The sequence below is a fragment of the Rathayibacter sp. AY1E8 genome (assembly GCF_002931415.1).
In the GTDB taxonomy this organism is placed as follows: domain Bacteria; phylum Actinomycetota; class Actinomycetes; order Actinomycetales; family Microbacteriaceae; genus Rathayibacter.
In genome coordinates this window covers 12,856-33,019 of record NZ_PSVI01000001.1, presented here as the reverse complement: position 1 = coordinate 33,019, position 20,164 = coordinate 12,856, and the positions used below count along the sequence as shown (strand labels likewise).

Sequence of the window (20,164 nt, the reverse complement as noted above, 5' to 3'; positions counted from 1 at the left end):
GGCATGACGTCCCGAGCCGAGCGGATGGTGGCGCGGTCGGCCGGTCAGGGAGCGACGGGGACGTCCGCTCGGGCCGGTCGGCGTCCGAGCGACGACTGGAACCGCAGCAGGTACCCGTCGGGATCGGCCACCACCAGCTGACGGACGCCCGCCTCCTCCGCTCCGACCCGGTACCAGCGGGTCTCGAGCGGCGAGAACAGCGGCGTCCCGGCCTCGGCGAGCGCCGCTGCCGTCCGGTCGGCGTCGTCGACGTGCAGCTGCAGGTTCATCCCCCGGCCGAGCGGGCGCTCCAGCGGTGCCGCGATCCAGTTGCGGCCCCTCCCCGCCTCTTCGAGCATCACGTGCGCGGAGCCGAGGACCAGGTACGCGAAGCCCTCCTCGGGTCGGGCGTAGTGGATCCGGAACCCGCAGGGACCGCACCAGAACCCGAGGCTCCGGTCGAGGTCGGCGACGAGCAGCTCGGGGACGAGATCGGGATCGGCCATCCGCGCGTTCTACGCCTCGGCGCTCTCGGGGCGCTTCGTGCGGCCCGGGAGCAGGAGCAGGCCCGAGACGCCCACGACGATCAGCAGGATGGCCGCGACCGTCACGAAGGAGGCCAGCGCCAGCACGGGCATGATGATCGTCAGGACGCCCGCGATGACCGAGGCGATCCCTGCCGCGATCGGCAGCCACGCGGGGCCGGCGACGGTGCGGCCGCTGGTGATGCTCGAGACGCCGTCGAGGATCCAGCCCGCGCCGATCACGAGGCCCAGGACACTCAGCGACTCGAACGGGTTCGACAGGCACAGGATGCCCGCGACCAGGATCAGGGCGCCGAGCAGGCCCGCGAGCCAGCGCACCCGGGCATCGAGCCGCGAGGCGGTGAAGGCCAGCAGCAGGCGGAAGACGCCCGCGGCGATCAGGTGGATGCCGAAGACGATGGCGACGGTCAGCAGCGTCGGACCGGGGATCAGGACGGCGATGACGCCGAGCACGATCGCGATCAGCGAGACGGCGATGATCCACCAGCGCTCGACGGAGGTGCGGGACATCGTGGGCGCGGCGGTCTCGGACATGGCGTTCCTTCGCGTCGGGGAGTGCGGACCCCTCGAACGTTAGGGCACCGGGGCGGGGTGGCGCGGGGCCCTGCGCCCGCCCGCCCGAGGACGCAGGTCAGTGGCGCGATCCGGTGCGCGCCGCGGCACGGTGCCGCCGCACGCGGCGCACCACGAGCGCGAGCAGCAGCACGCCGAACGCGCTGTAGATGATCGCGTCGAGCACGCCCGCGTACTGGTCGACGAGCTCGTACTGCGTACCCAGGGCTGCGCCGAGGCCGATCAGCAGGCCGTTCCAGACGCCGGAGCCGAGGATCGTCAGTCCCGAGAACAGCAGCAGGTTCATCCGCTCGGCCCCCGCGGGGAGCGAGATGAGGCTGCGCACGCCCGGGATGAGGCGACCGAAGAGGACCGCCCAGGTGCCGTGCCGGCGGAACCAGCCGACCGCCTTCTCGAAGTCCTCGCGGTCGACCAGCGGGAGCTTGGAGAGCAGGCGGATCGAGCGCTCCGTGCCGATGCGGTGGCCGAGCGCGTAGAGGATCAGGCCGCCGAGGTAGGCGCCGAGGGTCGCCGTGATCACGACCAGCACCAGGTTCATCCGGCCCTGCTGGGCGAGGAAGCCGGCCAGCGGCAGCACGAGCTCGCTCGGGATCGGCGGGAACACCGTCTCGATCAGCGTCAGCAGGCCGACGCCCGCCTCTCCGAGCGCGGCGATCACCCGCGCGGCGACGCCGACGAGCCCGGAGAGCTCGTCGATGCTGTCGGAGGAGGAGGCGGTCGCCACGGAGGCGGGGGCGAGGGCGAGGGTCGCGATCGTCATGACTGAGAAGCTACTCAGTCCGCGGAGCGCGCACCTGGGAATCCGGCGGCCCGCTCAGGGGCGGCCGGTGAGCACGACGGTGTCCGATCCCTGCAGCCGCACCTCGACCGAGGCGATCTCGGAGAGCGGGAGCCCGGTGGCGAGGCTGGGCTCCATCGTCGTCCCCGGCGCGCTCGTCCACGATCCGACGGCCTCGGTGCCGCCCGAGGTGTCCGTGACGTAGAGGACGTAACCGGCCGAGCCCGCGTACTGCTCGGCCGTGTCGGCCCAGCTGCAGTCCATGTCGATCCGCGTGCCCCACTGCTGCGGCACGAATCGCACGGAGGCCTCGACGGGGACGCCCGGAGCCGCGGCGAGCGAGACGGTCGAGCCGACGGTCTCGACAGGGGCGAGGGACGGACCGATCGCGAGCGGCAGGGCGACGGCGGCGGCGGCCGAGACGCCCGCGGCGGCGAGCACCAGGCCCGCGATGCGCAGCCGGGTGCGGCGGCGGACGGAGTCGGTGGCCGCGGCGAGGCGGGTCAGCAGTGCCGCCGGAGCCGGATCGCCGGCCGCCTCCGGCTCCTCGACCAGGCGCATCGCCTCGTCCGGGGGCAGGTGGGCCAGCAGGCCCGGCAGCGGGACGAACTCGGCGAGGGACTCGCGGCAGCCGGGGCAGGCGCGCAGGTGCAGCTCGTACTCGCGGCGGTCGGCGGCGGTCAGGGATCCGAGGAGATACGCGGCGTCCCAGTCGCGGAAGGGGTCGTCGTGCCGGTCGTCGGAGGAGGGGTCGCGGTTCACAGCTCCGTCACCCCCCGCTCCTGCAGTGCGAGCTTGAGGGCCCGCATCCCGTAGTGCATCCGAGACTTGACGGTGCCCGGGGCGATCCCCAGCAGCGCGGCGATCTCGGTGACCGTGCGGCCGCCGTAGTAGGCGTGCACGATGACGGCGCGGTGGTCGTGGCTCAGTCCGCTGAGCGCGTCCGAGAGCAGCCAGGCGTCGAGCACCTGGTCGGTGCGGTCGGCGGTCGGGCGCTCGGGGACCTCGTCCGTGCCCAGCTCCCGGGCGTAGCGGGCGCTGCGGCGGTCGTCGATGACGAGGTTCCGGGCCACGGTGTAGAGCCAGGAGCGGGCGGCGGCCTCGCCCTGGGCGAGGATCTCGGGGTGCTTCCAGGCGCGCAGCAGCGCCTCCTGCACGACGTCCTCCGCCATCTGGCGGTCGCCGGTCAGGCGCAGCACGAACCGCCAGAGCGCGCTGGCATGCTCGTCGTGCAGCGCACGCAGCATCTGGGCCTGATCCTCGGACATCTCCACCTCTTCCTCCACCAACGTAACGGGGGCCCGAACGGTTCAGCCGGTTCGCGCGAGCGGCCCCACTCTGGTACTCCGGAGTCGATGACCTTCCCCGATGCCGACGACGCCGCCCGCGTGCGCTCCTTCCTCCGCGACAACCGCTCGCGGATGCTCGACGACGTCCGGCACCTCGTGATGATCGAGAGCCCCAGCGACTCCCTCGAGGCGCTCGGCGAGCTGCACGCCTTCCTGGTGCACTGGGTGGGAGAGCGGCTCGGGCACGACGCCGACGTGCAGCACCGGCGTGCGCAGGACGCGCCGACCGCGACCAGCTGGACCGTCCCGGCGAGCGGCGGCGCGAGACCGCACCGGGGCACGCGTCCGTTCGTGGCGCTGCTCGGCCACTACGACACGGTGTGGCCCCTGGGCACGACCCGCTCCTGGCCCTTCGCCGTCGACGGCGACCGCCTGAGCGGACCGGGCAGCTACGACATGAAGGCCGGGCTGGTGCAGATGGTGTGGCTGGTGGCCGCGCTCCGCCACGCCGGCGTCCCGCATCCCGCCGTCCGCCTGGTGATGAGCGGGGACGAGGAGATCGGCAGCGCCGCCTCACGCCCGTTCCTGGAGCGGCAGTGCGCGGGCGCCGACGCGGTCCTGGTGTTCGAGGGCGCGATCGGCGACGCGGTCAAGACGGCGCGCAAGGGCATCGGGCGCTTCGTGATCGACGTGGTCGGGGTCGAGGCGCACGCCGGGGTCGAGCCGGAGAAGGGGGCGAGCGCGATCCACGAGCTCGGCTCGCTGATCCCGCGGGTGCTGGCGATCGCGCGGGAGGAGGAGGGCACCTCGGTCAACATCGGAGTGGTCTCCGGCGGCTCGCGGGTCAACGTGACGACGGCCCGCGTGCGCCTGGAGCTGGAGGCGAGGATCCGCGGATCCGCCGAGGCCGCCCGCGTCGAGGCCGAGCTCGACGCGCTCGCCGCCGCCGACCCGCGCATCCGGCTGGAGGTGCGCGGCTCCTGGGAGCGGCCCGTCTTCGAGCGGACCGCCTCCGTCGCCGCGCTCTACCGCAGGGCCGAGCGGGTCGCGAAGCGGATCGACGTCCCCCTCCGCGAGATCGCGGTCGGCGGGGCGAGCGACGGCAACCTCGTCGCCGCGCTGGGCCTGCCGGTCCTCGACGGGCTCGGCGCCCCGGGCGAGGGTGCGCACGCGCGCAGCGAGGCGATCGGCATCGAGGGCATGCTGGAGCGGACGGCGCTGGCCGCGCTGCTGGTCGCCAGCTTCGGCGACGAGCACTGACCGGCTGCAGAGGAAGGACGAGCGGATGACCCTGTACGAATCGCGCCCCGTGGGCGTCGTGATCGAGGCTCCGGCCGCGGAGGTGTACGCCTTCGTCTCCGACCCGGCGAACCTCCCGCGGTGGGCCGCGGGCCTCGCCTCCGCCGCGCTCGAAGAGGTCGACGGACGCTGGTTCGCCGACTCGCCGATGGGCCGGGTCGAGGTGCGTTTCGCCCCGCAGAACCCGTTCGGCGTCGCGGACCACGAGGTCACGCTCCCCGACGGGACGGTGGTGGACAATCCGCTCCGGGTGCTCGTGAACGGGGACGGCGCCGAGGTGGCCTTCACCGTGCGGCGGCGCCCCGGGATGAGTCTCGACGACTGGGACGAGGACTGCGCGCGGGTCGCGGACGACCTCGAATCGCTCCGGCTGCTGTTCGAGCGCGGGGCGCTGTAGGTTCGTCACAGCTCCGGCGCAGGGCCGGCACCCGTGAGAACGAGGACGCGATGACCTCCCCCGATCGTCCGAGCACCCGCCCCGCAAGCGGCATCGAGCTCAACGGCCTCGACACGATCCAGGAGTCGGAGCGGCACGGCCGCCCTCGCGACCTCTTCTGGCCGTGGTTCGCCGCGAACGTGTCCGTGCTCGGGCTGAGCTACGGCTCCTTCCTCCTCGGCTTCGGCCTCTCCTTCGGGCAGGCGACGCTCGTCAGCGTGATCGGGATCGTCGTCTCGTTCCTCTTCTGCGGTCTGGTCGCCGTCGCCGGCAAGCGCGGCTCCGCCCCCACGATGGTGCTCAGCCGGGCGGCCTTCGGGGTCGACGGCAACCGCCTCGTCTCGGTGATCTCCTGGCTGCTCACGGTGGGCTGGGAGACGGTGCTGGCCTCCCTCGCGGTGCTCGCGACGGCGACGGTGTTCGAGGAGTTCGGCTGGGACGGGGGCGTGCTCACCAAGGTGGTCGCGCTGATCGTGGTCGCCGCGCTCATCGTGATCGCCGGGGTCGCGGGCTTCCGCCTGATCATGCGGCTCCAGCTCGCGATCACCGTCGCGACCGCCGTGCTGACCGTGTTCTACGTCGTGCTCGTCCTCGACCGGATCGACCTCGCTGCCGTCGGCGCCCTGCCCGCGGGCTCGGCCGCCGCGGTCATCGGCGGGCTCGTGTTCATGATGACCGGCTTCGGGCTGGGCTGGGTGAACGCCGCGGCCGACTACTCCCGCTACCTCCCCCGCGGTGCCCGCACGAGCGGAGTGATCGCGTGGACGACGATCGGCGGAGCGGTCGCGCCCGTCGTGCTGGTGGTCGTCGGCCTGCTGCTGGCCGGCTCCTCGCAGGAGCTCTCGGACGCGATCGCCGCGGACCCGATCGGAGCGCTCGCCGGGATCCTGCCGACCTGGTTCCTGCTCCCCTTCATCGTTGTCGCGCTGCTCGGCCTGATAGGCGGGGCCGTGATGGACATCTACTCCTCGGGCCTGGCGCTGCTCAGCACGGGGCTCAAGGTCTCGCGGCCGGTGGCCGCCGGGATCGACGGCGTGCTGATGGTCCTTGGAGCGGTCTACGTCGTGTTCGTCGCGGGCGACTTCCTCGGCCCGTTCCAGGGCTTCCTGATCACCCTCGGCGTGCCGATCGCGGCCTGGCTCGGCGTGTTCCTCGCCGACCTCCTCCTCCGCCGGCGCGACTACGACCAGGAAGCCCTGTACGACTCCCGCGGCCGCTACGGCAGCGTCTCGGCGGTCCCCGTGGCCCTCGTGCTGATCGGCGCCGTCGTCGGCTGGGGCCTGGTGGTCAACTACTCCCCCGGGTTCGAGTGGGAGGGCTACCTCCTCGGCCCGCTCGGCGGCCGCGACGGCGACTGGGCCGGCGCCAACCTCGGCGTCCTCGTGGCGCTCGTGATCGGCTTCGCGGGAACGCTCGCCCTCTCGCGCGGGGCCGTCCGCCGCCAGGAGGCCTCGGCGTGAGCCTGCTCGTCGCGATCGACCTGCAGCACGTCTTCGCCGACGCCGAGTCGCCGTGGGGATCCGGCGGATTCGAGCGCGCGGCCGAGGGGACCCGCCGGCTCCTCCCGGCGTTCGGCGAGCGGGTCGTGACCACCCGCTTCGTCGCCCCGGAGCGGCCCGCCGGCGCGTGGATCCCCTACTACCGCGAGTGGCCGTTCGCGCTCGTCCCCGAGAGCGACCGGCTCTACGAGCTCGTGGCCGGGTTCGAGGGCCATCGCACGATCACCGCCACGACCTTCGGCAAGTGGGGGCCCGAGCTCGAGGCCGAGCTCGACGACTCCCGCGAGCTCGTGCTCACCGGCGTCTCGACCGACTGCTGCGTGCTCTCGACGGCGCTGGCGGCCGCGGACGCCGGAGTGCGGGTCAGGGTCGCCGCGGACGCCTGCGCGGGCGCCTCCGAGGCCGACCACCAGCGCGCGCTCGACGCCATGTCCCTGTACGCGCCGCTGATCGAGATCACGACCGTGGACGCGGTGCTGGCGGACCTGCGCGCCCGGGGCTGAGACCGCGGTCGGGACGCGAGCCGCTTGCGCCGGTCGGCCCCGCGCGTCGCGGGGCGACCCCGTCACCCGGCATGATGTCGGCATGTCCTCCACCGACGAGCGCGTCAGCCCGGCTTCCCGCACCCTGGTCATCGGCGAGGCGCTGATCGACATCGTCGAGCGCGACGGCAGCGCCACGGAGCACGTCGGCGGCTCCCCGGCCAACGTCGCCCTCACGCTCGCCCGACTCGGGCGACCCGCGACCCTCGTCACCGACATCGCCGACGACGAGCGCGGCCGCCGCGTCAGCGCCCACCTCGAGGCCTCCGGAGTGGAGGTCCGGCACGGCGACTCGGAGCGCACCAGCACCGCTCGGGCGGTCCTCGCCGCGGACGGGTCGGCCCGCTACGTCTTCGACCTCTCCTGGAACCCGCCGGCGGCGGACCCGGAGGGCGCCTCCCACGTCCACACCGGCTCCATCGCGATCTTCCTTGAGCCGGGCGGATCCGCCGTGCTCGGGCTCCTCGAGGCTCTGCCCGCCGGAGTGACGGCGAGCGTCGACGCGAACATCCGTCCGGCTCTGGTCGGCGCGCACGCCGAGGCGCTCGCGCGCTTCGAGCGGATCGCCGCCGCGTGCGAGGTCGTGAAGCTCAGCGACGAGGACGCGGAGTGGCTCTACCCGACGATGCAGCTCGACGAGGTCCTCAGCAGGCTGCTCTCCCTCGGGTCGCAGCTCGCGGTCGTCACCCGCGGCGCGGAGGGACTGCTGCTGGCCTCGGCCGTCACGCGGGTGACCGTGCCCGCCGCCCGGATCGTGGTGGCGGACACGATCGGCGCCGGCGACTCCGCGATGGGCGCGATCCTCGACGAGGCGTTCCGCCACGGCCTCGGCGCCGCGAACGGGATGCTCCTCGACGGCCCCGCCCTGCACGCGATCGGCCGTCACGCCGCGCACGTCGCCGGCATCACGACCTCCCGCTCCGGCGCGAACCCGCCCACCCGCGACGAGCTCTGAGGGCCGGGGGCGGACCTTCTGCAGGACGCCCCTGGTGCTCGCGTCGGGACGCGGAGATACTGGGCGCACCTCGACGGAAAGGCGTGCCGTGCCCACTTCACTGAGCCCCTACATCGGCTTCGACGGCTCCGCGCAGGAGGCGATGGAGTTCTACCGGGACGTCCTCGGCGGCGAGCTCAGCTCCAGCCGCTTCGGCGACTTCGGGATGAGCGCGGATCCGGCCGACCAGGACCGGATCATGCACGCCCAGCTCGTCACGCCGAGCGGGATGATCCTGATGGGCTCCGACTCCCCCTCCTCGAGCCCGGCCGAGAGCGGCGCCCGCATCACGATCGCGCTCTTCGGCGACGACGACGCCGAGCTGAGCGGCTACTGGGACGGCCTGGCCGAGGGCGGCACGGTCGTCGAGCCGCTGGTCGCCTCGCCCTGGGGCGACCGCTTCGGGATGCTGGTCGACCGCTACGGCGTCGGCTGGATGGTGAACATCGCCGCTCCGCCGGCCTGACGCTCCTCCCCAGCGCGGGATCGGGGCACGCCTCCCCCGGGTGCGTCCACCCGTCCCGCCGGGCGCCGCGGCAGGCGCAGAATGGAGGGGCCGCTCCCGCTCCGGGGGCCGTCCCACCTCTCACGAAGGCTGCAGATGACGATCACGCTCGGGTACAAGGCATCGGCGGAGCAGTTCGGCGCCCGGGAGCTCGTCGAGCTCGCGGTCGGCGCCGAGCGGCACGGCTTCGAGACCGCGGTCGTCTCGGACCACTTCCAGCCGTGGCGGCACACGGGCGGGCACGCGCCGTTCTCCCTCGCCTGGCTCGCCGCGGCCGGTGAGCGCACCTCCACCATCACCCTCGGCACCTCCGTGATGACCCCGCACTACCGCTACAACCCCGCCGTCGTCGCCCAGGCGTTCGGCACGCTCGGCGTGCTCTACCCCGAGCGGATCATGCTCGGCGTCGGCACCGGCGAGGCGCTGAACGAGGTCGCCACCGGCTACCAGGGCGCGGGCGAGCAGACCTGGCCCGACTTCAAGGAGCGCTTCGCCCGCTTGCGCGAGGCCGTGCGGCTCATGCGCGCGCTCTGGGCGGGCGACCGCGTCACCTTCGACGGCGAGTACTACTCCACGCACGAGGCGTCGATCTACGACAAGCCCGAGAGCGGCGTGCCGGTCTACATCGCGGCGGGCGGCCCCGTCGTCGCCAAGTACGCCGGCCGGGCGGGCGACGGCTTCATCTGCACGTCGGGCAAGGGCATGGAGCTCTACACCGAGAAGCTGCTCCCCGCCGTCGAGGAGGGCGCCGCGGCGGCCGATCGCGACTCCTCGACCATCGACCGCATGATCGAGATCAAGCTCTCCTACGATCCCGATCCGGCGCTCGCGCTCGAGAACACGCGCTTCTGGGCGCCGCTCTCGCTGTCGCCGGAGCAGAAGCACTCGCTGACCGATCCGGTCGACATGGAGCGCGCCGCCGACGAGCTGCCGATCGAGCAGGTCGCGAAGCGCTGGATCGTCGGCTCCGACCCCGAGGAGACGGTCGCGCAGATCAAGCCCTACGTCGACGCGGGCTTCACCCACCTGGTCTTCCACGCCCCGGGCGACGACCAGCAGCGCTTCTTCGACGCCTTCGAGCGCGACCTCGCGCCGCGGCTGCGCGCGCTCTGACCTCCCGCCTCCGCCACGACCCCCTTCGGAAGGGCCGCTCCCGCATGACCACGGCCACCCTGCTCGCCCGGCTCGACCGCGGCGAGGCGCTGACGCGCGAGACCGCCGAGGAGCTCCTCGGCGCGCGCGGCGACGACCTCGACCTGCTGCTGGAGGCCGCCGGCCGCCTGCGCGACGACGGACTCGCCCGCCGCGGACGGCCCGGCGTCGTCACCTACTCGCGGAAGGTCTTCGTCCCGCTGACCAAGCTCTGCCGCGACCGGTGCCACTACTGCGTCTTCGTGGAGACACCGGGCGGGCTCGCGGCCAAGCGCGAGTCGACCTTCATGGAGCCGGAGGAGATCCTCGAGGTCGCCCGCGCCGGTGCCGCGCTCGGCTGCAAGGAGGCCCTGTTCACGCTCGGCGACCGCCCGGAGGACCGGTGGCCGATCGCCCGCGCCTGGCTCGCCGAGCACGGCTACGCCTCGACGCTCGAGTACGTGCGCGCGATGGCCGTCCTGGTGATGAGCGAGACGGGCATGGTCACGCACCTGAACCCCGGCGTGATGTCGTGGGCCGAGCTGCAGCGGCTCCGCCCGGTCGCGCCCTCGATGGGCATGATGCTCGAGACGACCGCCGAGCGCCTCTGGTCCGAGAAGGGCGGTGTGCACTACGGCTCCCCGGACAAGGACCCGGCGTTGCGCCTGCGCGTGCTCGAGGACGCGGGCCGCAGCCGCATCCCCTTCACCACCGGCGTGCTGCTGGGCATCGGCGAGAACGCGGCGGAGCGGGCGGACGCCCTCTTCGCGATCCGCGAGTCCCACGAGCGGTGGGGCCACGTGCAGGAGTGCATCGTCCAGAACTTCCGCGCGAAGCCGCGGACGGCCATGCAGAACGAGGTCGACCTCGAGCTGCAGGAGTACGTGGCCAACGTCGCGGTCGCGCGCCTCGTGCTGGGCGCTGAGGCGACGATCCAGGCGCCGCCGAACCTCACCGACGAGCAGGAGCTCGGGCTGCTGCTGCGCGCCGGGGTCGACGACTGGGGCGGTGTCAGCCCGCTCACGGCGGATCACGTGAATCCGGAGCGCCCCTGGCCGAACATCGACGACCTCGCGCGGCTCACCGCGGCGGCCGGCTACCGGCTGCACGAGCGGCTGACCGCCCACCCGCAGTACCTCCGCGACTCGGCCACCTGGATCGATCCGCGCGTCGCTCCCTACGTCGAGGCACTCGCCGACCGCGGGACCTGGCTCGCCGACGAGGCGGCGGCGGTCCTCCCCCGGCCCTACCGCGACTCGCTCGACCCCCTGCCCCGACCGGTCGCGCCCGCCCTCGGCGCCGTGCTCGCCCGGGCGGAGACGGACCCCGCCGGTCTCGAGGACGCCGACTACCTCGCCCTGCTCGCAGCCGACGGCGACGACCTCGACGCCCTCTCCGCTCTGGCGGACGACCTGCGGCACGACGCCGCCGGCGACGAGGTCTCGGTCGTCGTGAACCGCAACATCGACACCTCGCTCTGGGGAGTCGGCGATCTGACCGTCGAGCGGCTGGAGGAGCTCGCCGACGAGGCGGTCGCGCTCGGCGCCACCGAGCTCTGCCTCCAGGGCGCGATCGGACCGGAGCACCCGGGCGACGATCTGCTGCTGATCGTCCGCACGCTGAAGCAGCGGCAGCCCTCGCTGCACCTGCACGCCTACCGGCCCGGCGAGATCCTCGAGGTCGCCCGGCGCACGGGCCGAACCCTGCCCGCGATGCTCGACGCTCTGCGCGAGGCCGGCGTGGACTCCGTCCCGGGGACCGCCGCCCGCATCCTCGACGACGACGTCCGCGCCGTCCTGAGCGAGGGGACGGACCCGACCGTGGCCGAGTGGCGGGAGGCGATCACGGCCGCGCACCGCAGCGGCCTCCGCTCCACCTCGACCATGGTCTACGGACACGTCGAGACCCCCGAGCAGCAGCTCGCGCACCTGCGCACGCTCGCGGCGATCCAGGACGAGACCGGCGGCTTCACCGAGTTCATCGCGATGCCCTTCGTCCCGGCGGAGGCGCCTCCCGCCGTGGTGCGCGCGAGCCGGGGCGGGCCGACCCTCCGCGAGACCCGCGCCGTGCACGCCGTCGCACGGCTCGTCCTCCACGGCCGGATCCCCCACGTGCAGACCGCCTGGACCAAGCTCGGACTGCACGCGGCGCAGGTCCTCCTCCGCGGCGGGGCGGACGACCTCGGCGGCCTGCTGCTCGACGGCGCCCTGCGGCCCGAGGCCGGAGCGGAGGCCTACCGCTCGCTCGACATCGCGACCGTCGCCCGGCTGAGCGGCGAGATCGGCCGCGGCTGGCGCCAGCGCACCACGACGTACGGCGTGGTCGCGCCGGAGAGGGAGCTGCGGGCGGAGCCCGTCGCAGCGGCGGGTCCGCAACGGATGCGCCTCCCGGTCCGCGGGACCCGCCGGGCGTCATGACCCGCTCCGAGTACCTGCGGCGCCAGGCCGAGCTGGTCCGGGAGGAGCGGATCGAGTCGGACAGCGTCACCGTGCGGCTGCTGACCGCGGGCGCCGAGAGCCCGCGCGCGGTCCTGCTGCTGACCGGCGTCGGCCGGGGCGCGCGGAGCGACACCGGGCTGCTGCTGCCGATGCTGGCGCGGCGCCACCGCGTCGCCGCGCTCGAGCTCGCCGATCTCGGCGACCCCTGGCTCGACGGACCCGCCGCGGTCCGCGCCTCCCTGGACGCGCTCGGCGCCGAGGAGGCCGTCCTGATCGGCCACTCGCTCGGAGCCGCCGTGGCCCTCGCCGCGGGCGATCGGCGGGTGCGCGCCCTCGCCCTCGTGGCCGGATGGCTGCGCCCGACGGAGCGCCTCCTCCGCACGGCGCGCCTCTGGCCGATGCTGCCGCCCGACGCGCAGGAGGAGGCCGTTCGGCTCCTCGCCGTCCGCTCGACCACCACCTCCTCCCCGTGGGGCGCCGACGCCGCCAGGATGCTCGCCGCCTCCGCCCGGGCCGACGTCGCTACGGCCGCTATGGACTGCCGGGTTCCCGCCCTCGTGGTCGGCTGCTCCGCCGATGCCGTCGCAGGAGTCGAGGGCGCCGAGGCCCTGCTCGGCGCGATCGACGACGCCCGCTACGCCGTCCTCGACTCCGGTCACGCGGTGCTCGCCGAGCGGCCCGCCGAGCTCCTCGCCGTCCTCGAGCACTTCCTCGCCGATCCGCACCGCGACCCGGCGGGCAGCGTCCTGGCGAGGACGACGGTCTGATGGACGTCGACGTCGTCGTGATCGGCGCCGGGTTCGCCGGCCTCGGAGCCGCGGTCCGCCTGGAGCGCCGCGGCGGGACCTCGTTCGTCGTGCTGGAGCGCGCCGAGCGGATCGGCGGGACCTGGCGGGACAACGTCTACCCCGGGGTCTCCTGCGACATTCCCTCGCACCTCTACTCCTACTCCTTCGCCCCGGAGGCCGACTGGTCGGCGTTCTACGCCCCCGGGGCCGAGATCCAGGCCTACCTCGAGCGCGTCGTCGAGAAGGAGGGCCTGGCGCCGCGGCTCCGGCTGGGGACCGAGGTGCTCGAGGCGGTCTTCGACGAGGAGGCGCACCGCTGGCGGGTGCGCACCTCCCGGGGCGACTACTCCGCCGCGGTCCTCCTCGTCTGCGCGGGGCGCCTCTCCGAGCCCCGCCTCCCGGCCGTCCCGGGCCTGGGTTCGTTCGCGGGTCCCGCCTTCCACTCCGCACGCTGGCGGGACGACGTCGACCTCGACGGGAAGCGCATCGGCATCGTCGGCTCGGGCGCCTCCGCCGTGCAGATCGTGCCGCACCTCGCCGAGCGCGCCGCCGAGGTGGTGCTCTTCCAGCGCTCGGCCCCGTACGTCGTCCCCCGCCGGAACCGCCCGTACCCGCCGGAGGAGCGCCGAGCCCTCTCCCGCGCGCCCGGGGCCCTGGCGAGGCTTCGCGAGGAGCTGTTCTGGCGCGCCGAGCTCGGCTTCGCCGGCCGCGTCGCCGTGCCCGAGGCCATCGATCGGCTGCGGGCGGAGGCGCTCGGCCACCTCGAGGCGCAGATCATCGATCCCGCGCTCCGCGCCGTGCTGACTCCGGACTACGAGATCGGCTGCAAGCGCGTGCTCCTCTCGGACGACTACTACCCCGCTCTCGCGCAGCCGCACGTCCGCGTCGTCCCCGGTCCGCTCCGGCGCCTCGAGGAGGGGGCCGCGCTCGGCGACGACGGCGTCCCGCACGGGGTCGACGTGCTCGTCTTCGCGACCGGCTTCCACTCCACGCGGCCGCCCTTCGCCCGGCGCATCCGCGGCCGCGGCGGCGTCCTCCTCGCCGACCGCTGGGCCGACGGCATGGTCGCGTACGAGTCGACCGCGGTCCACGGGTTCCCGAGCCTCTTCGTCGTCAACGGCCCCAACGCGAGCCTCGGCCACAACTCCGCGGTGCACATGATCGAGACGCAGATCGACTACGTGCTCGCCGCGCTCGACCACCTCGCCGTCTCCGGCGCCGACCGGCTCGAGGTCACCGCCGAGGCCGAGGCCGCCTCCGTCGCCCGCCTCGACGCCCTCAGCGCCGACACCGTCTGGACCAACGGCGGCTGCGAGAGCTGGTACCTGGACGACAACCGGCGACTCACCCTGCTCTGGCCCGACTTCGCCTTCGCCTTCCGCGAGGAGCTCGGCCGGTTCGACCCCTCGGCCTACACGACCTGACCGCGGCTCGCTATCGTGACCGCATGACCGACCGCGTGCTCGCTCCCGAACCGCCCGCCGACGGTGCGAAGCCGAAGGGACCGGCCTCGTACTTCCCGAGCATCGAGAAGACCTACGGCCGTCCCGTCCAGGACTGGCTCGACCTCGCCGACGAGCGTCTGCGCTCCGAGCCGCACATGCAGGTCGTCACCTGGCTGAAGACCGAGCACGGCCTGGGCCACGGCCACGCCAACGCGATCGTCGCCTACGTCCGGGCCGCCCGCGCCTGACCGGTCCGCCCGTCGTCCGCACAGGCTAGGCCCGCCGGCCTCCCCGGACCACCCGTCGTCGGCGCCCGCGCCGTCCGGGGATAATCGGGGCATGCGCGAAGACGACGATGTCGATCTGGTGATCGACGCGTGGGCCGGGGCCCTGCCCGACCTCGATTTCGCGCCTCTGGACGTCGTCTCCCGCCTCCGCCGGCTCAGCCCGCGCGTGCAGGAGGTGCGGCGGCAGTCCTTCGCCGTCAGCGATCTCGCCCCGTGGGAGTTCGAGCTCCTCTCGCTGCTGCGGCAGCGCGGGGAGGGCGGGATGACGCCCTCGGCCCTGGCCACGCACCTCGCGCTGTCCAGCGGCAACCTCGCCAGCCGCGTCGACCGCCTCGGGGCCCGCGGGCTCGTGGTCCGCGAGCAGAACGCCGCCGACTCGCGCAGCAAGATCGTCTCGCTCACCCCGCGGGGCACGAAGCGGGTCGACGAGGCGATGCGGAATCTCGTCGCCGCCGAGGGCGAGGTGCTCGCCGACCTGGACGCCGCGCAGGTGTCGGTCCTCATTGAGTGCCTGCGGCGGATCAGCGACACCCTCGACCGACTGCAGTGACGCGCTACGCCCGACGAGCCTGAGAGGTCAAGCCCGTTCGGAGAGACGGGCACCGGACGTAGCGTGAAGCGTGCACGGTCGAGGCGTCAGCCACCCGTGCGGATGATCGCGAAAGCGGAGAGCACCATGACACAGATTTCTTCTATCCAACCCGCGCGATGGAGCCGGAACGGAGTCAGGATCGTCGTCGTTCCCGGGGCGGAGCTGCCCCGGTTCCGACTCGAGATCGACGCCCGACTGACCACCGCGCCCTCCCTCGTCCCCACCGGACCCTTCTCGACCGTCGAGGAGGCCGAGCGGGCCGCCGAGGTCGCCGCCGGCCTGCTGGGGGCCAAGATCCCGGCCTGAGCGAACACCCGTCGGAACGGTTCGGATCAACCCGCGAGCTCCGCGAGCGATCCGGTCGGGACCGCGATCCACCCCTCGGCCTCCGCCGCCTCCTGCAGTTCGGGAGGCACCGGCAGGGTCGCGCCCAGTGCGTGGGCGCGGGCGTTGAGAGCGGCGACGACGGCGTCGAACGCGTCGTCGGAGCGGCTCATCAGCGCGAGCGCGGGCGCCGGCACATCGAGCCAGGGCGCGGCCCGTCGCAGCGACTCCACGGCGAGCGCCACGGCCTCCGGTCGCGTCTTGTACCCCGTGGTGTCCACTCCCCAGAGCCGCAGCGCCGCCGCCGGGTACGCCTCGACGAGCCGTCCGCGCCCGGAGCGGTCGACGTCTTCTCCGCTCGCGGCGAAGGCGTCGAGCAGCTCCGCGCAGCGCATCGCGGTCATCCCGAGCCGGTCGGTCGAGACGCTGAGCGGCCACCGACCCGTGACCTCGCGGGCCACCCGGTCCGTCTCGCGGTACGCGAGGCGGCGGCGCCAGTCGCGTCCCGCGAGCGTCCGCGGCGAGACCTCCCGCCGCGTGTGCGCGGACACGAACGCCGCGAACTCCACCGGCCAGCCGAACGCACAGTCGATCCCGATGACCGCCGCGTCCCGTGCCGCCTCGACGATCACCGTGTCCTCGGCGCCGAGGGCGAGCGAGCGGACGACGGCCCGGCCGCCGGAGAACTCGAGGGCGGCGAGAGCGGTGCGGACCGGCTCCGCAGCGAGGTCGACACCGATCGTGAGCACGGGGACAGGGTAGGCGCTCCGGCGCTACGCTCGAGCGATGACGCCGCCCGCTCCCTCCTCCCGGGCGGAGTCGGCCCGCGTGCCGGTCGCGCTCCTCCGCCTCCTCGTGGCCGCCGCCGTCCTGGCGGCCGTGATCGCGACGGCCGTCGACACCGCCTCTCGGACGCCGCTCAACCCGTTCAACTTCTTCGGCTTCTTCACCATCCAGAGCAACATCGTGCTGGCCGTCGTGCTCGGAGCCACCGCCGTGCTCGCGCTCCGCCGCCGCCCCGCGCCCGACGGGCTCGTACTGGTGCGGGGTGCCTTCACCGGATACATCATCGTCGTCGGCCTCGTCTACAACACCCTCCTCACCGATGTGGCGGGCGGAGTGGCGCTGCCGTGGGCCAACACCGTCATGCACGTGCTGTTCCCCGTCTACGGACTGCTCGACTGGCTGCTGCTCGCGGATCGCCCTCCGCTGCCGTGGCGGAGGCTCTGGCTGGTCGTGGTCTACCCGATCGTCTGGCTCGTCGTGGTGCTGATCCGCGGAGCGACGGACGGCTGGGTGCCGTATCCGTTCCTGGATCCCGCGACCGGGTACGGGCAGGTGTCGGTATTCGTCGTCGGCATCGCGGTCGCGTTCCTCGCGTCGGGGGCGCTGGTCTGGGCGATGAGCCGGCTGCGGATCGTGCCGGTGGCAGGCGGCTGAGAGGACGCTCGCCTTCCAGACGGTTCCGCCCGCCGGACGACCGGATCCGCTGCCGTCGCGCACATCCGGCCCGTTCTGGGGTCACCCGTTCGGGGTCATCCGGGGCGCCGCTCCCCTAGCGTCAGCACCGACGGCTCCCCCACCGTCCTCCCCCTCGAGAACGGTCCCCCATGAGCCTCTCCTCCTCCCGCCCGCCGACCCCGAGCCGCCGCGTCCGCGCCCTCGCCGTCGGAGCCGCGCTCGCCCTCGCCGCCGCGCTGCTCCCGGCGCAGGCCGCCGCCGCCGCCACTCCCGCCACCCTCTCGGTGCTGAGCCTCGGCGACTCCATCACCCAGGCCTACGGGACCTGCGGCTCCTTCGCGGACTGCCCCCGCAACAACTGGTCCACCGGCACCAGCTCCTCCGTGAACTCCTTCGCCTCGCGCTTGCGGACCGCGCTCCCCGGCACCACCGTCACGACCGCGAACTTCGCCACCACCGGCGACGTCGTCGCGCAGGTCCCCTCGCGGATCGACGCCGCGGTCGCCGCCGGCGTGCGGCCGGACGTCGTCACCCTGCTCATCGGCGGCAACGACCTCTGCTCGCCCGACAACCGCGTCGCCTCCGACGGCTACACGATGACCCCGGCGAGCACGTTCCGCACCGGAGCCTCCGCCGCGATCACGAAGATCCGCACCACGTGGCCCTCCGCCCGCATCGTCCTCTCGTCGATGCCGAACGTGGCCTCCGAGTGGTCGGTCGTGAAGACCGGAGTCGGCGCGCTCGTCTGGGCGGGCGGCGACCTCTGCCGGACCACGCGCGGCGTCAGCTCCACCGGCCGCAGGCTCAGCAGCACCGCCGCTGCCGCCTCCGCCGCTGCCGCGAAGACGCGGACGACGCAGTACAACACCGCACTGCAGACGGCGTGCAGCGCCGCCGGTCAGCTCTGCGACTGGGACGGAGGAGCGCTCACCGCGACCCCCGTCACCAAGGGCCTGATCGGGACCACCGACTACTTCCACCCGAGCGTCGCGGGCCAGGCGAAGATCGCCTCGATCCAGTGGACGGCGTCGAACTTCTCGAAGTAGCGGCCTCCGGAGCGGCCGCTCACGCGTCGAGCGGCCGCTCCCCCTCGCGGCGGCGACGCTGCTCCTCCGCGAGCCGCGCGTAGTGCGCCTCCTCGCGCTCGAGGTCGGCGAGCTGCTCCTCGGTGCTCTTCGGAGCGGGCCGCACCACCACCGTCGGCGGCGCCTGCTTCCGGCGGCGGGGCACTCGGCCGCCCGGCACGAAGGATCCGCCGTCGCCACGCTTCCAGTCGTGCCCGAGCAGGAACCACAGCGAGACGCCGATGAGCGGGAGGAAGAAGATCAGCAGGATCCACACGATCTTGGGCAGGTTCTTGATGACGTTGTCCGGCTGCCGTACGACGTCGACCAGCGCGAGCACGGTCAGGACGATGATCACCAGCGAGAAGACGAACCCCATGCAGTCGAGGGTACGACGCCGAGGGCTCCCCGTCGCCGCTGTGCCGGCCGACGTCCGTGGCGCCTGCGGTCGAGGAGCGGCTCCGACGGATCCGCCCCGTGCCTCCGCGCTGTTCGGCGCCGATCCCGGGCACACGCCTGCTCCCCACGAAGGCGTGCCACCATCGGACGATGACCGAGACGCCGCCCACCCCCGCCTCGACGCCGGCGAGGAAGCGCCTGACCGCCGCGCGTCTCGCCCTGCTCGCCGGCCTCGCCCTCGCCGTCGCCGGACTCGCGGCCCTCGCGCTCGTACCGCTGCAGTACGCGAACATCGACCGTCAGGGCTTCGACGACGTCTGCAGCGTCAGCCTGGGCGGCGTCCCACCCGAGGCAGGCGACCTGGTCCGCGGCTTCTGGTCGTGGTGGCCGCTGGGCGCGGCGTGCGAATGGACGCTGCTCGACGGCACGACGGTGGTCGACCTCCCCGACTGGTCCACGACCGCCGTCGCGATCGTGGGGGCCGTGCTGCTCGTCGTCGGCGCGGCGCTCGCGATCGCGTCGCCGCTCCTCCGCCGGCGCGCTCCGGTCACGTCCGTCTAGCGGTCGAAGAGGTTCCCGAGGTCGCCGAGCCCCGGCAGCTGGAAGTCGGAGCCGAACTCCGACACCTGCTCGCCCAGCCCGGACACGTGCTCACCCGCACCGGAGACGAACTCTCCCGCGCCGCCCGTGATGTCGCCGAAGTCGCCCAGGTCGCCGAACCCGCCGGCGAGGTTCTCGAAGTCCACGCCGAGGCCGGACGCCTGCGCGAGCAGCGGACCGGCGACGCTGCTGATCACGGCGCCGCCCGCGACCGCCGCGAGCAGTCCGCCCGCCGCGCCGAGCCCGATGCCCGCCGCCGCTCCGACGCCGGCACCCGCGAGGGCGCCGCGGGTCCCCGGCTTCGAGAACATCTTCTTGAGGAACCCCGGGGCGTTCGCCTCGCCGCGCGTCGCCGCTCGCGCGAGGTCGTCCGGGGCGGAGGACCGCGGCTGCTCGTTCGCGGGCAGCTCGTCGCGGAGCCGCGCCTCGACCTGGGCTCGCTGAGCCGGCGACAGCTTCGTGAACGCGTCGCGGTGCACCTGCTCGAGCTGCTCCGGGTCGGCGGTCCGGAGGAGGTAGTCGTAGCGCGCGATCGCCGCGCGGTCCTCCTTGGTGACGACCGGCTGCTGCCCGGGCCGGGCGTCCTGAGGGCGCGCGGAGGGGCGCTGCGGCGACCCGTACTGCTGAGGCGGCTGGGCCTGCCCGCTCCGCGAGTCGCCCGTCACCTTGTCGGCAGCGGAGCGCACGAGGTCGCGCCAATCGGTCGTCCCGCTCGAGGACGAGCCCGAGCCACTCTTCGAATCGAGCGCCTTCGACGCCATGCCGAGAACGCGCTTGAACATGCTCACAGAGAACCTTCCGTCGAGTACCAGCCTTGATCATGGCGGCGCCGCCTGAGCGAAGGCCCGCGAGACGCCCTCAGAAGGCCGTGAGCGGTCGGGCGGTGGGCGTCGCTCCAAGATGTCCTCTCCGCCCTCGCCTGATCGAGGAGCTCGCGCACGCACCGCGGGCGGAGGACGGCCCGCCACATCCAGCCGAGGAAGGGGGTCTCGAATTCCGACAGCGACCGCCTGCGGACGGCCGCCATGCGACCGGCTATCGCGAGCAGCGCGCTGAATCCCGCGAGTCGGCTTTTCGCGAACGCGTTCCGCTGAACGGAGAGGCTCAGGACGAGGACGGCCGCGAAGCCGCGAAGGAGCTCCTCGGTCGTGCCTCCCTGCCGCCGAGGAGTCCCCACCCGGGCAGGACCATCGAGG

General features: G+C 73.7%; 24 protein-coding genes. 16 read left to right on the top strand and 8 right to left on the bottom strand.

The features are described from left to right. Window positions 1-44: 44 nt before the first annotated feature. From C5C74_RS00200 to C5C74_RS00180, 5 genes are all read right to left on the bottom strand, one after another. Complete coding sequence (locus C5C74_RS00200) at window positions 45-485, bottom strand: VOC family protein (protein ID WP_104225074.1); 441 nt, start codon at window positions 483-485, stop codon at window positions 45-47. A gap of 9 nt (window positions 486-494) precedes the next feature. Beyond that, entirely contained in the window at window positions 495-1,058 is a 564-nt protein-coding gene (locus C5C74_RS00195) for an HdeD family acid-resistance protein (protein WP_104225073.1), read from the bottom strand. Window positions 1,059-1,155: 97 nt separating this feature from the next. Then, window positions 1,156-1,857, bottom strand: a complete 702-nt coding sequence (locus C5C74_RS00190; RefSeq protein WP_104225072.1) for a DedA family protein — start codon at window positions 1,855-1,857, stop codon at window positions 1,156-1,158. Window positions 1,858-1,911: 54 nt separating this feature from the next. Continuing rightward, window positions 1,912-2,637, bottom strand: coding sequence for an anti-sigma factor (locus tag C5C74_RS00185; RefSeq protein WP_104350763.1), 726 nt, complete (start codon window positions 2,635-2,637; stop codon window positions 1,912-1,914). Beyond that, window positions 2,634-3,143, bottom strand: coding sequence for a sigma-70 family RNA polymerase sigma factor (locus tag C5C74_RS00180; RefSeq protein ID WP_104225070.1), 510 nt, complete (start codon window positions 3,141-3,143; stop codon window positions 2,634-2,636). The genes C5C74_RS00185 and C5C74_RS00180 overlap by 4 nt, the downstream gene beginning before the upstream one ends. An 87-nt stretch (window positions 3,144-3,230) precedes the next feature. On the opposite strand from C5C74_RS00180, the gene C5C74_RS00175 reads away from it, so the two are divergent. From C5C74_RS00175 to C5C74_RS00115, 13 genes are all read left to right on the top strand, one after another. Then, a complete protein-coding gene (locus C5C74_RS00175) occupies window positions 3,231-4,424 on the top strand; it encodes a M20/M25/M40 family metallo-hydrolase (RefSeq protein WP_104225069.1) in 1,194 nt (397 codons plus the stop codon). A gap of 25 nt (window positions 4,425-4,449) precedes the next feature. Further along, window positions 4,450-4,860, top strand: a complete 411-nt coding sequence (locus tag C5C74_RS00170; RefSeq protein WP_104246714.1) for an SRPBCC family protein — start codon at window positions 4,450-4,452, stop codon at window positions 4,858-4,860. 50 nt (window positions 4,861-4,910) lie between these two features. Continuing rightward, complete coding sequence (locus C5C74_RS00165; protein WP_104350762.1) at window positions 4,911-6,359, top strand: cytosine permease; 1,449 nt, start codon at window positions 4,911-4,913, stop codon at window positions 6,357-6,359. Then, complete coding sequence (locus C5C74_RS00160) at window positions 6,356-6,901, top strand: cysteine hydrolase family protein (RefSeq protein ID WP_104232866.1); 546 nt, start codon at window positions 6,356-6,358, stop codon at window positions 6,899-6,901. Before C5C74_RS00165 ends, C5C74_RS00160 begins: the two co-directional genes overlap by 4 nt. An 82-nt stretch (window positions 6,902-6,983) precedes the next feature. After that, window positions 6,984-7,895, top strand: coding sequence for a carbohydrate kinase (locus C5C74_RS00155; protein ID WP_104350761.1), 912 nt, complete (start codon window positions 6,984-6,986; stop codon window positions 7,893-7,895). An 88-nt stretch (window positions 7,896-7,983) separates the two neighbouring features. Beyond that, the gene (locus tag C5C74_RS00150; RefSeq protein ID WP_104246718.1) at window positions 7,984-8,400 is read left to right on the top strand and encodes a VOC family protein; all 417 of its coding nucleotides are present in this window, start codon (window positions 7,984-7,986) and stop codon (window positions 8,398-8,400) included. Between the two features lie 135 nt (window positions 8,401-8,535). Beyond that, the gene (gene fgd, locus C5C74_RS00145) at window positions 8,536-9,552 is read left to right on the top strand and encodes a glucose-6-phosphate dehydrogenase (coenzyme-F420) (protein WP_181134628.1); all 1,017 of its coding nucleotides are present in this window, start codon (window positions 8,536-8,538) and stop codon (window positions 9,550-9,552) included. A 44-nt stretch (window positions 9,553-9,596) separates the two neighbouring features. Next, window positions 9,597-11,987: a 7,8-didemethyl-8-hydroxy-5-deazariboflavin synthase CofG gene (cofG, locus tag C5C74_RS00140; protein ID WP_104350760.1), complete on the top strand. Its 2,391-nt coding sequence runs from the start codon at window positions 9,597-9,599 to the stop codon at window positions 11,985-11,987. Next, a complete protein-coding gene (locus tag C5C74_RS00135; protein ID WP_104350759.1) occupies window positions 11,984-12,775 on the top strand; it encodes an alpha/beta fold hydrolase in 792 nt (263 codons plus the stop codon). Before cofG ends, C5C74_RS00135 begins: the two co-directional genes overlap by 4 nt. After that, window positions 12,775-14,220, top strand: coding sequence for an NAD(P)/FAD-dependent oxidoreductase (locus C5C74_RS00130; RefSeq protein WP_104350758.1), 1,446 nt, complete (start codon window positions 12,775-12,777; stop codon window positions 14,218-14,220). Before C5C74_RS00135 ends, C5C74_RS00130 begins: the two co-directional genes overlap by 1 nt. A 23-nt stretch (window positions 14,221-14,243) precedes the next feature. Next, a complete protein-coding gene (locus tag C5C74_RS00125) occupies window positions 14,244-14,489 on the top strand; it encodes a DUF4287 domain-containing protein (RefSeq protein WP_104225060.1) in 246 nt (81 codons plus the stop codon). A gap of 91 nt (window positions 14,490-14,580) precedes the next feature. Beyond that, window positions 14,581-15,078: a MarR family winged helix-turn-helix transcriptional regulator gene (locus tag C5C74_RS00120; protein WP_104225059.1), complete on the top strand. Its 498-nt coding sequence runs from the start codon at window positions 14,581-14,583 to the stop codon at window positions 15,076-15,078. Between the two features lie 126 nt (window positions 15,079-15,204). Next, complete coding sequence (locus tag C5C74_RS00115; RefSeq protein ID WP_146076606.1) at window positions 15,205-15,426, top strand: hypothetical protein; 222 nt, start codon at window positions 15,205-15,207, stop codon at window positions 15,424-15,426. Window positions 15,427-15,452: 26 nt separating this feature from the next. Here C5C74_RS00115 and C5C74_RS00110 read toward each other — a convergent pair whose 3' ends face one another. Then, window positions 15,453-16,193 (bottom strand): DUF429 domain-containing protein, encoded by a 741-nt coding sequence (locus tag C5C74_RS00110; protein ID WP_104349326.1) that lies wholly within the window; start codon window positions 16,191-16,193, stop codon window positions 15,453-15,455. 37 nt (window positions 16,194-16,230) lie between these two features. On the opposite strand from C5C74_RS00110, the gene C5C74_RS00105 reads away from it, so the two are divergent. Further along, complete coding sequence (locus tag C5C74_RS00105; protein WP_104350757.1) at window positions 16,231-16,884, top strand: Pr6Pr family membrane protein; 654 nt, start codon at window positions 16,231-16,233, stop codon at window positions 16,882-16,884. Between the two features lie 170 nt (window positions 16,885-17,054). Continuing rightward, window positions 17,055-17,951 carry a GDSL-type esterase/lipase family protein gene (locus C5C74_RS00100; RefSeq protein ID WP_104350756.1) on the top strand — a complete coding sequence of 299 codons (897 nt, stop codon included), beginning with the start codon at window positions 17,055-17,057 and terminating at the stop codon, window positions 17,949-17,951. A gap of 19 nt (window positions 17,952-17,970) precedes the next feature. Here C5C74_RS00100 and C5C74_RS00095 read toward each other — a convergent pair whose 3' ends face one another. Then, a complete protein-coding gene (locus C5C74_RS00095; protein WP_104255426.1) occupies window positions 17,971-18,348 on the bottom strand; it encodes a PLD nuclease N-terminal domain-containing protein in 378 nt (125 codons plus the stop codon). Window positions 18,349-18,518: 170 nt separating this feature from the next. On the opposite strand from C5C74_RS00095, the gene C5C74_RS00090 reads away from it, so the two are divergent. Continuing rightward, on the top strand, window positions 18,519-18,929 hold the full coding sequence (locus C5C74_RS00090; protein ID WP_104350755.1) for a hypothetical protein: 411 nt from the start codon (window positions 18,519-18,521) through the stop codon (window positions 18,927-18,929). On the opposite strand, the gene C5C74_RS00085 is transcribed toward C5C74_RS00090, so the two are convergent. After that, window positions 18,926-19,750, bottom strand: a complete 825-nt coding sequence (locus C5C74_RS00085; RefSeq protein WP_258060438.1) for a hypothetical protein — start codon at window positions 19,748-19,750, stop codon at window positions 18,926-18,928. The two genes, C5C74_RS00090 and C5C74_RS00085, sit on opposite strands and share 4 nt — an antisense overlap. Between the last annotated feature and the right edge of the window lie 414 nt (window positions 19,751-20,164).

Bases quoted from the DNA above. Each gene is read 5' to 3' on its own strand.
- C5C74_RS00090 (WP_104350755.1), top strand. From the start codon at position 18,519: ATGACCGAGACGCCGCCCACCCCCGCCTCGACGCCGGCGAGGAAGCGC.
- C5C74_RS00120 (WP_104225059.1), top strand. From the start codon at position 14,581: ATGCGCGAAGACGACGATGTCGATCTGGTGATCGACGCGTGGGCCGGG.
- C5C74_RS00100 (WP_104350756.1), top strand. From the start codon at position 17,055: ATGAGCCTCTCCTCCTCCCGCCCGCCGACCCCGAGCCGCCGCGTCCGC.
- C5C74_RS00125 (WP_104225060.1), top strand. From the start codon at position 14,244: ATGACCGACCGCGTGCTCGCTCCCGAACCGCCCGCCGACGGTGCGAAG.
- C5C74_RS00180 (WP_104225070.1), bottom strand. From the start codon at position 3,143: ATGTCCGAGGATCAGGCCCAGATGCTGCGTGCGCTGCACGACGAGCAT.
- C5C74_RS00115 (WP_146076606.1), top strand. From the start codon at position 15,205: ATGACACAGATTTCTTCTATCCAACCCGCGCGATGGAGCCGGAACGGA.
- C5C74_RS00095 (WP_104255426.1), bottom strand. From the start codon at position 18,348: ATGGGGTTCGTCTTCTCGCTGGTGATCATCGTCCTGACCGTGCTCGCG.
- C5C74_RS00105 (WP_104350757.1), top strand. From the start codon at position 16,231: ATGACGCCGCCCGCTCCCTCCTCCCGGGCGGAGTCGGCCCGCGTGCCG.
- C5C74_RS00085 (WP_258060438.1), bottom strand. From the start codon at position 19,750: ATGTTCAAGCGCGTTCTCGGCATGGCGTCGAAGGCGCTCGATTCGAAG.
- C5C74_RS00165 (WP_104350762.1), top strand. From the start codon at position 4,911: ATGACCTCCCCCGATCGTCCGAGCACCCGCCCCGCAAGCGGCATCGAG.
- C5C74_RS00190 (WP_104225072.1), bottom strand. From the start codon at position 1,857: ATGACGATCGCGACCCTCGCCCTCGCCCCCGCCTCCGTGGCGACCGCC.
- cofG (WP_104350760.1), top strand. From the start codon at position 9,597: ATGACCACGGCCACCCTGCTCGCCCGGCTCGACCGCGGCGAGGCGCTG.
- C5C74_RS00135 (WP_104350759.1), top strand. From the start codon at position 11,984: ATGACCCGCTCCGAGTACCTGCGGCGCCAGGCCGAGCTGGTCCGGGAG.
- C5C74_RS00175 (WP_104225069.1), top strand. From the start codon at position 3,231: ATGACCTTCCCCGATGCCGACGACGCCGCCCGCGTGCGCTCCTTCCTC.
- fgd (WP_181134628.1), top strand. From the start codon at position 8,536: ATGACGATCACGCTCGGGTACAAGGCATCGGCGGAGCAGTTCGGCGCC.
- C5C74_RS00200 (WP_104225074.1), bottom strand. From the start codon at position 485: ATGGCCGATCCCGATCTCGTCCCCGAGCTGCTCGTCGCCGACCTCGAC.
- C5C74_RS00155 (WP_104350761.1), top strand. From the start codon at position 6,984: ATGTCCTCCACCGACGAGCGCGTCAGCCCGGCTTCCCGCACCCTGGTC.
- C5C74_RS00170 (WP_104246714.1), top strand. From the start codon at position 4,450: ATGACCCTGTACGAATCGCGCCCCGTGGGCGTCGTGATCGAGGCTCCG.
- C5C74_RS00130 (WP_104350758.1), top strand. From the start codon at position 12,775: ATGGACGTCGACGTCGTCGTGATCGGCGCCGGGTTCGCCGGCCTCGGA.
- C5C74_RS00195 (WP_104225073.1), bottom strand. From the start codon at position 1,058: ATGTCCGAGACCGCCGCGCCCACGATGTCCCGCACCTCCGTCGAGCGC.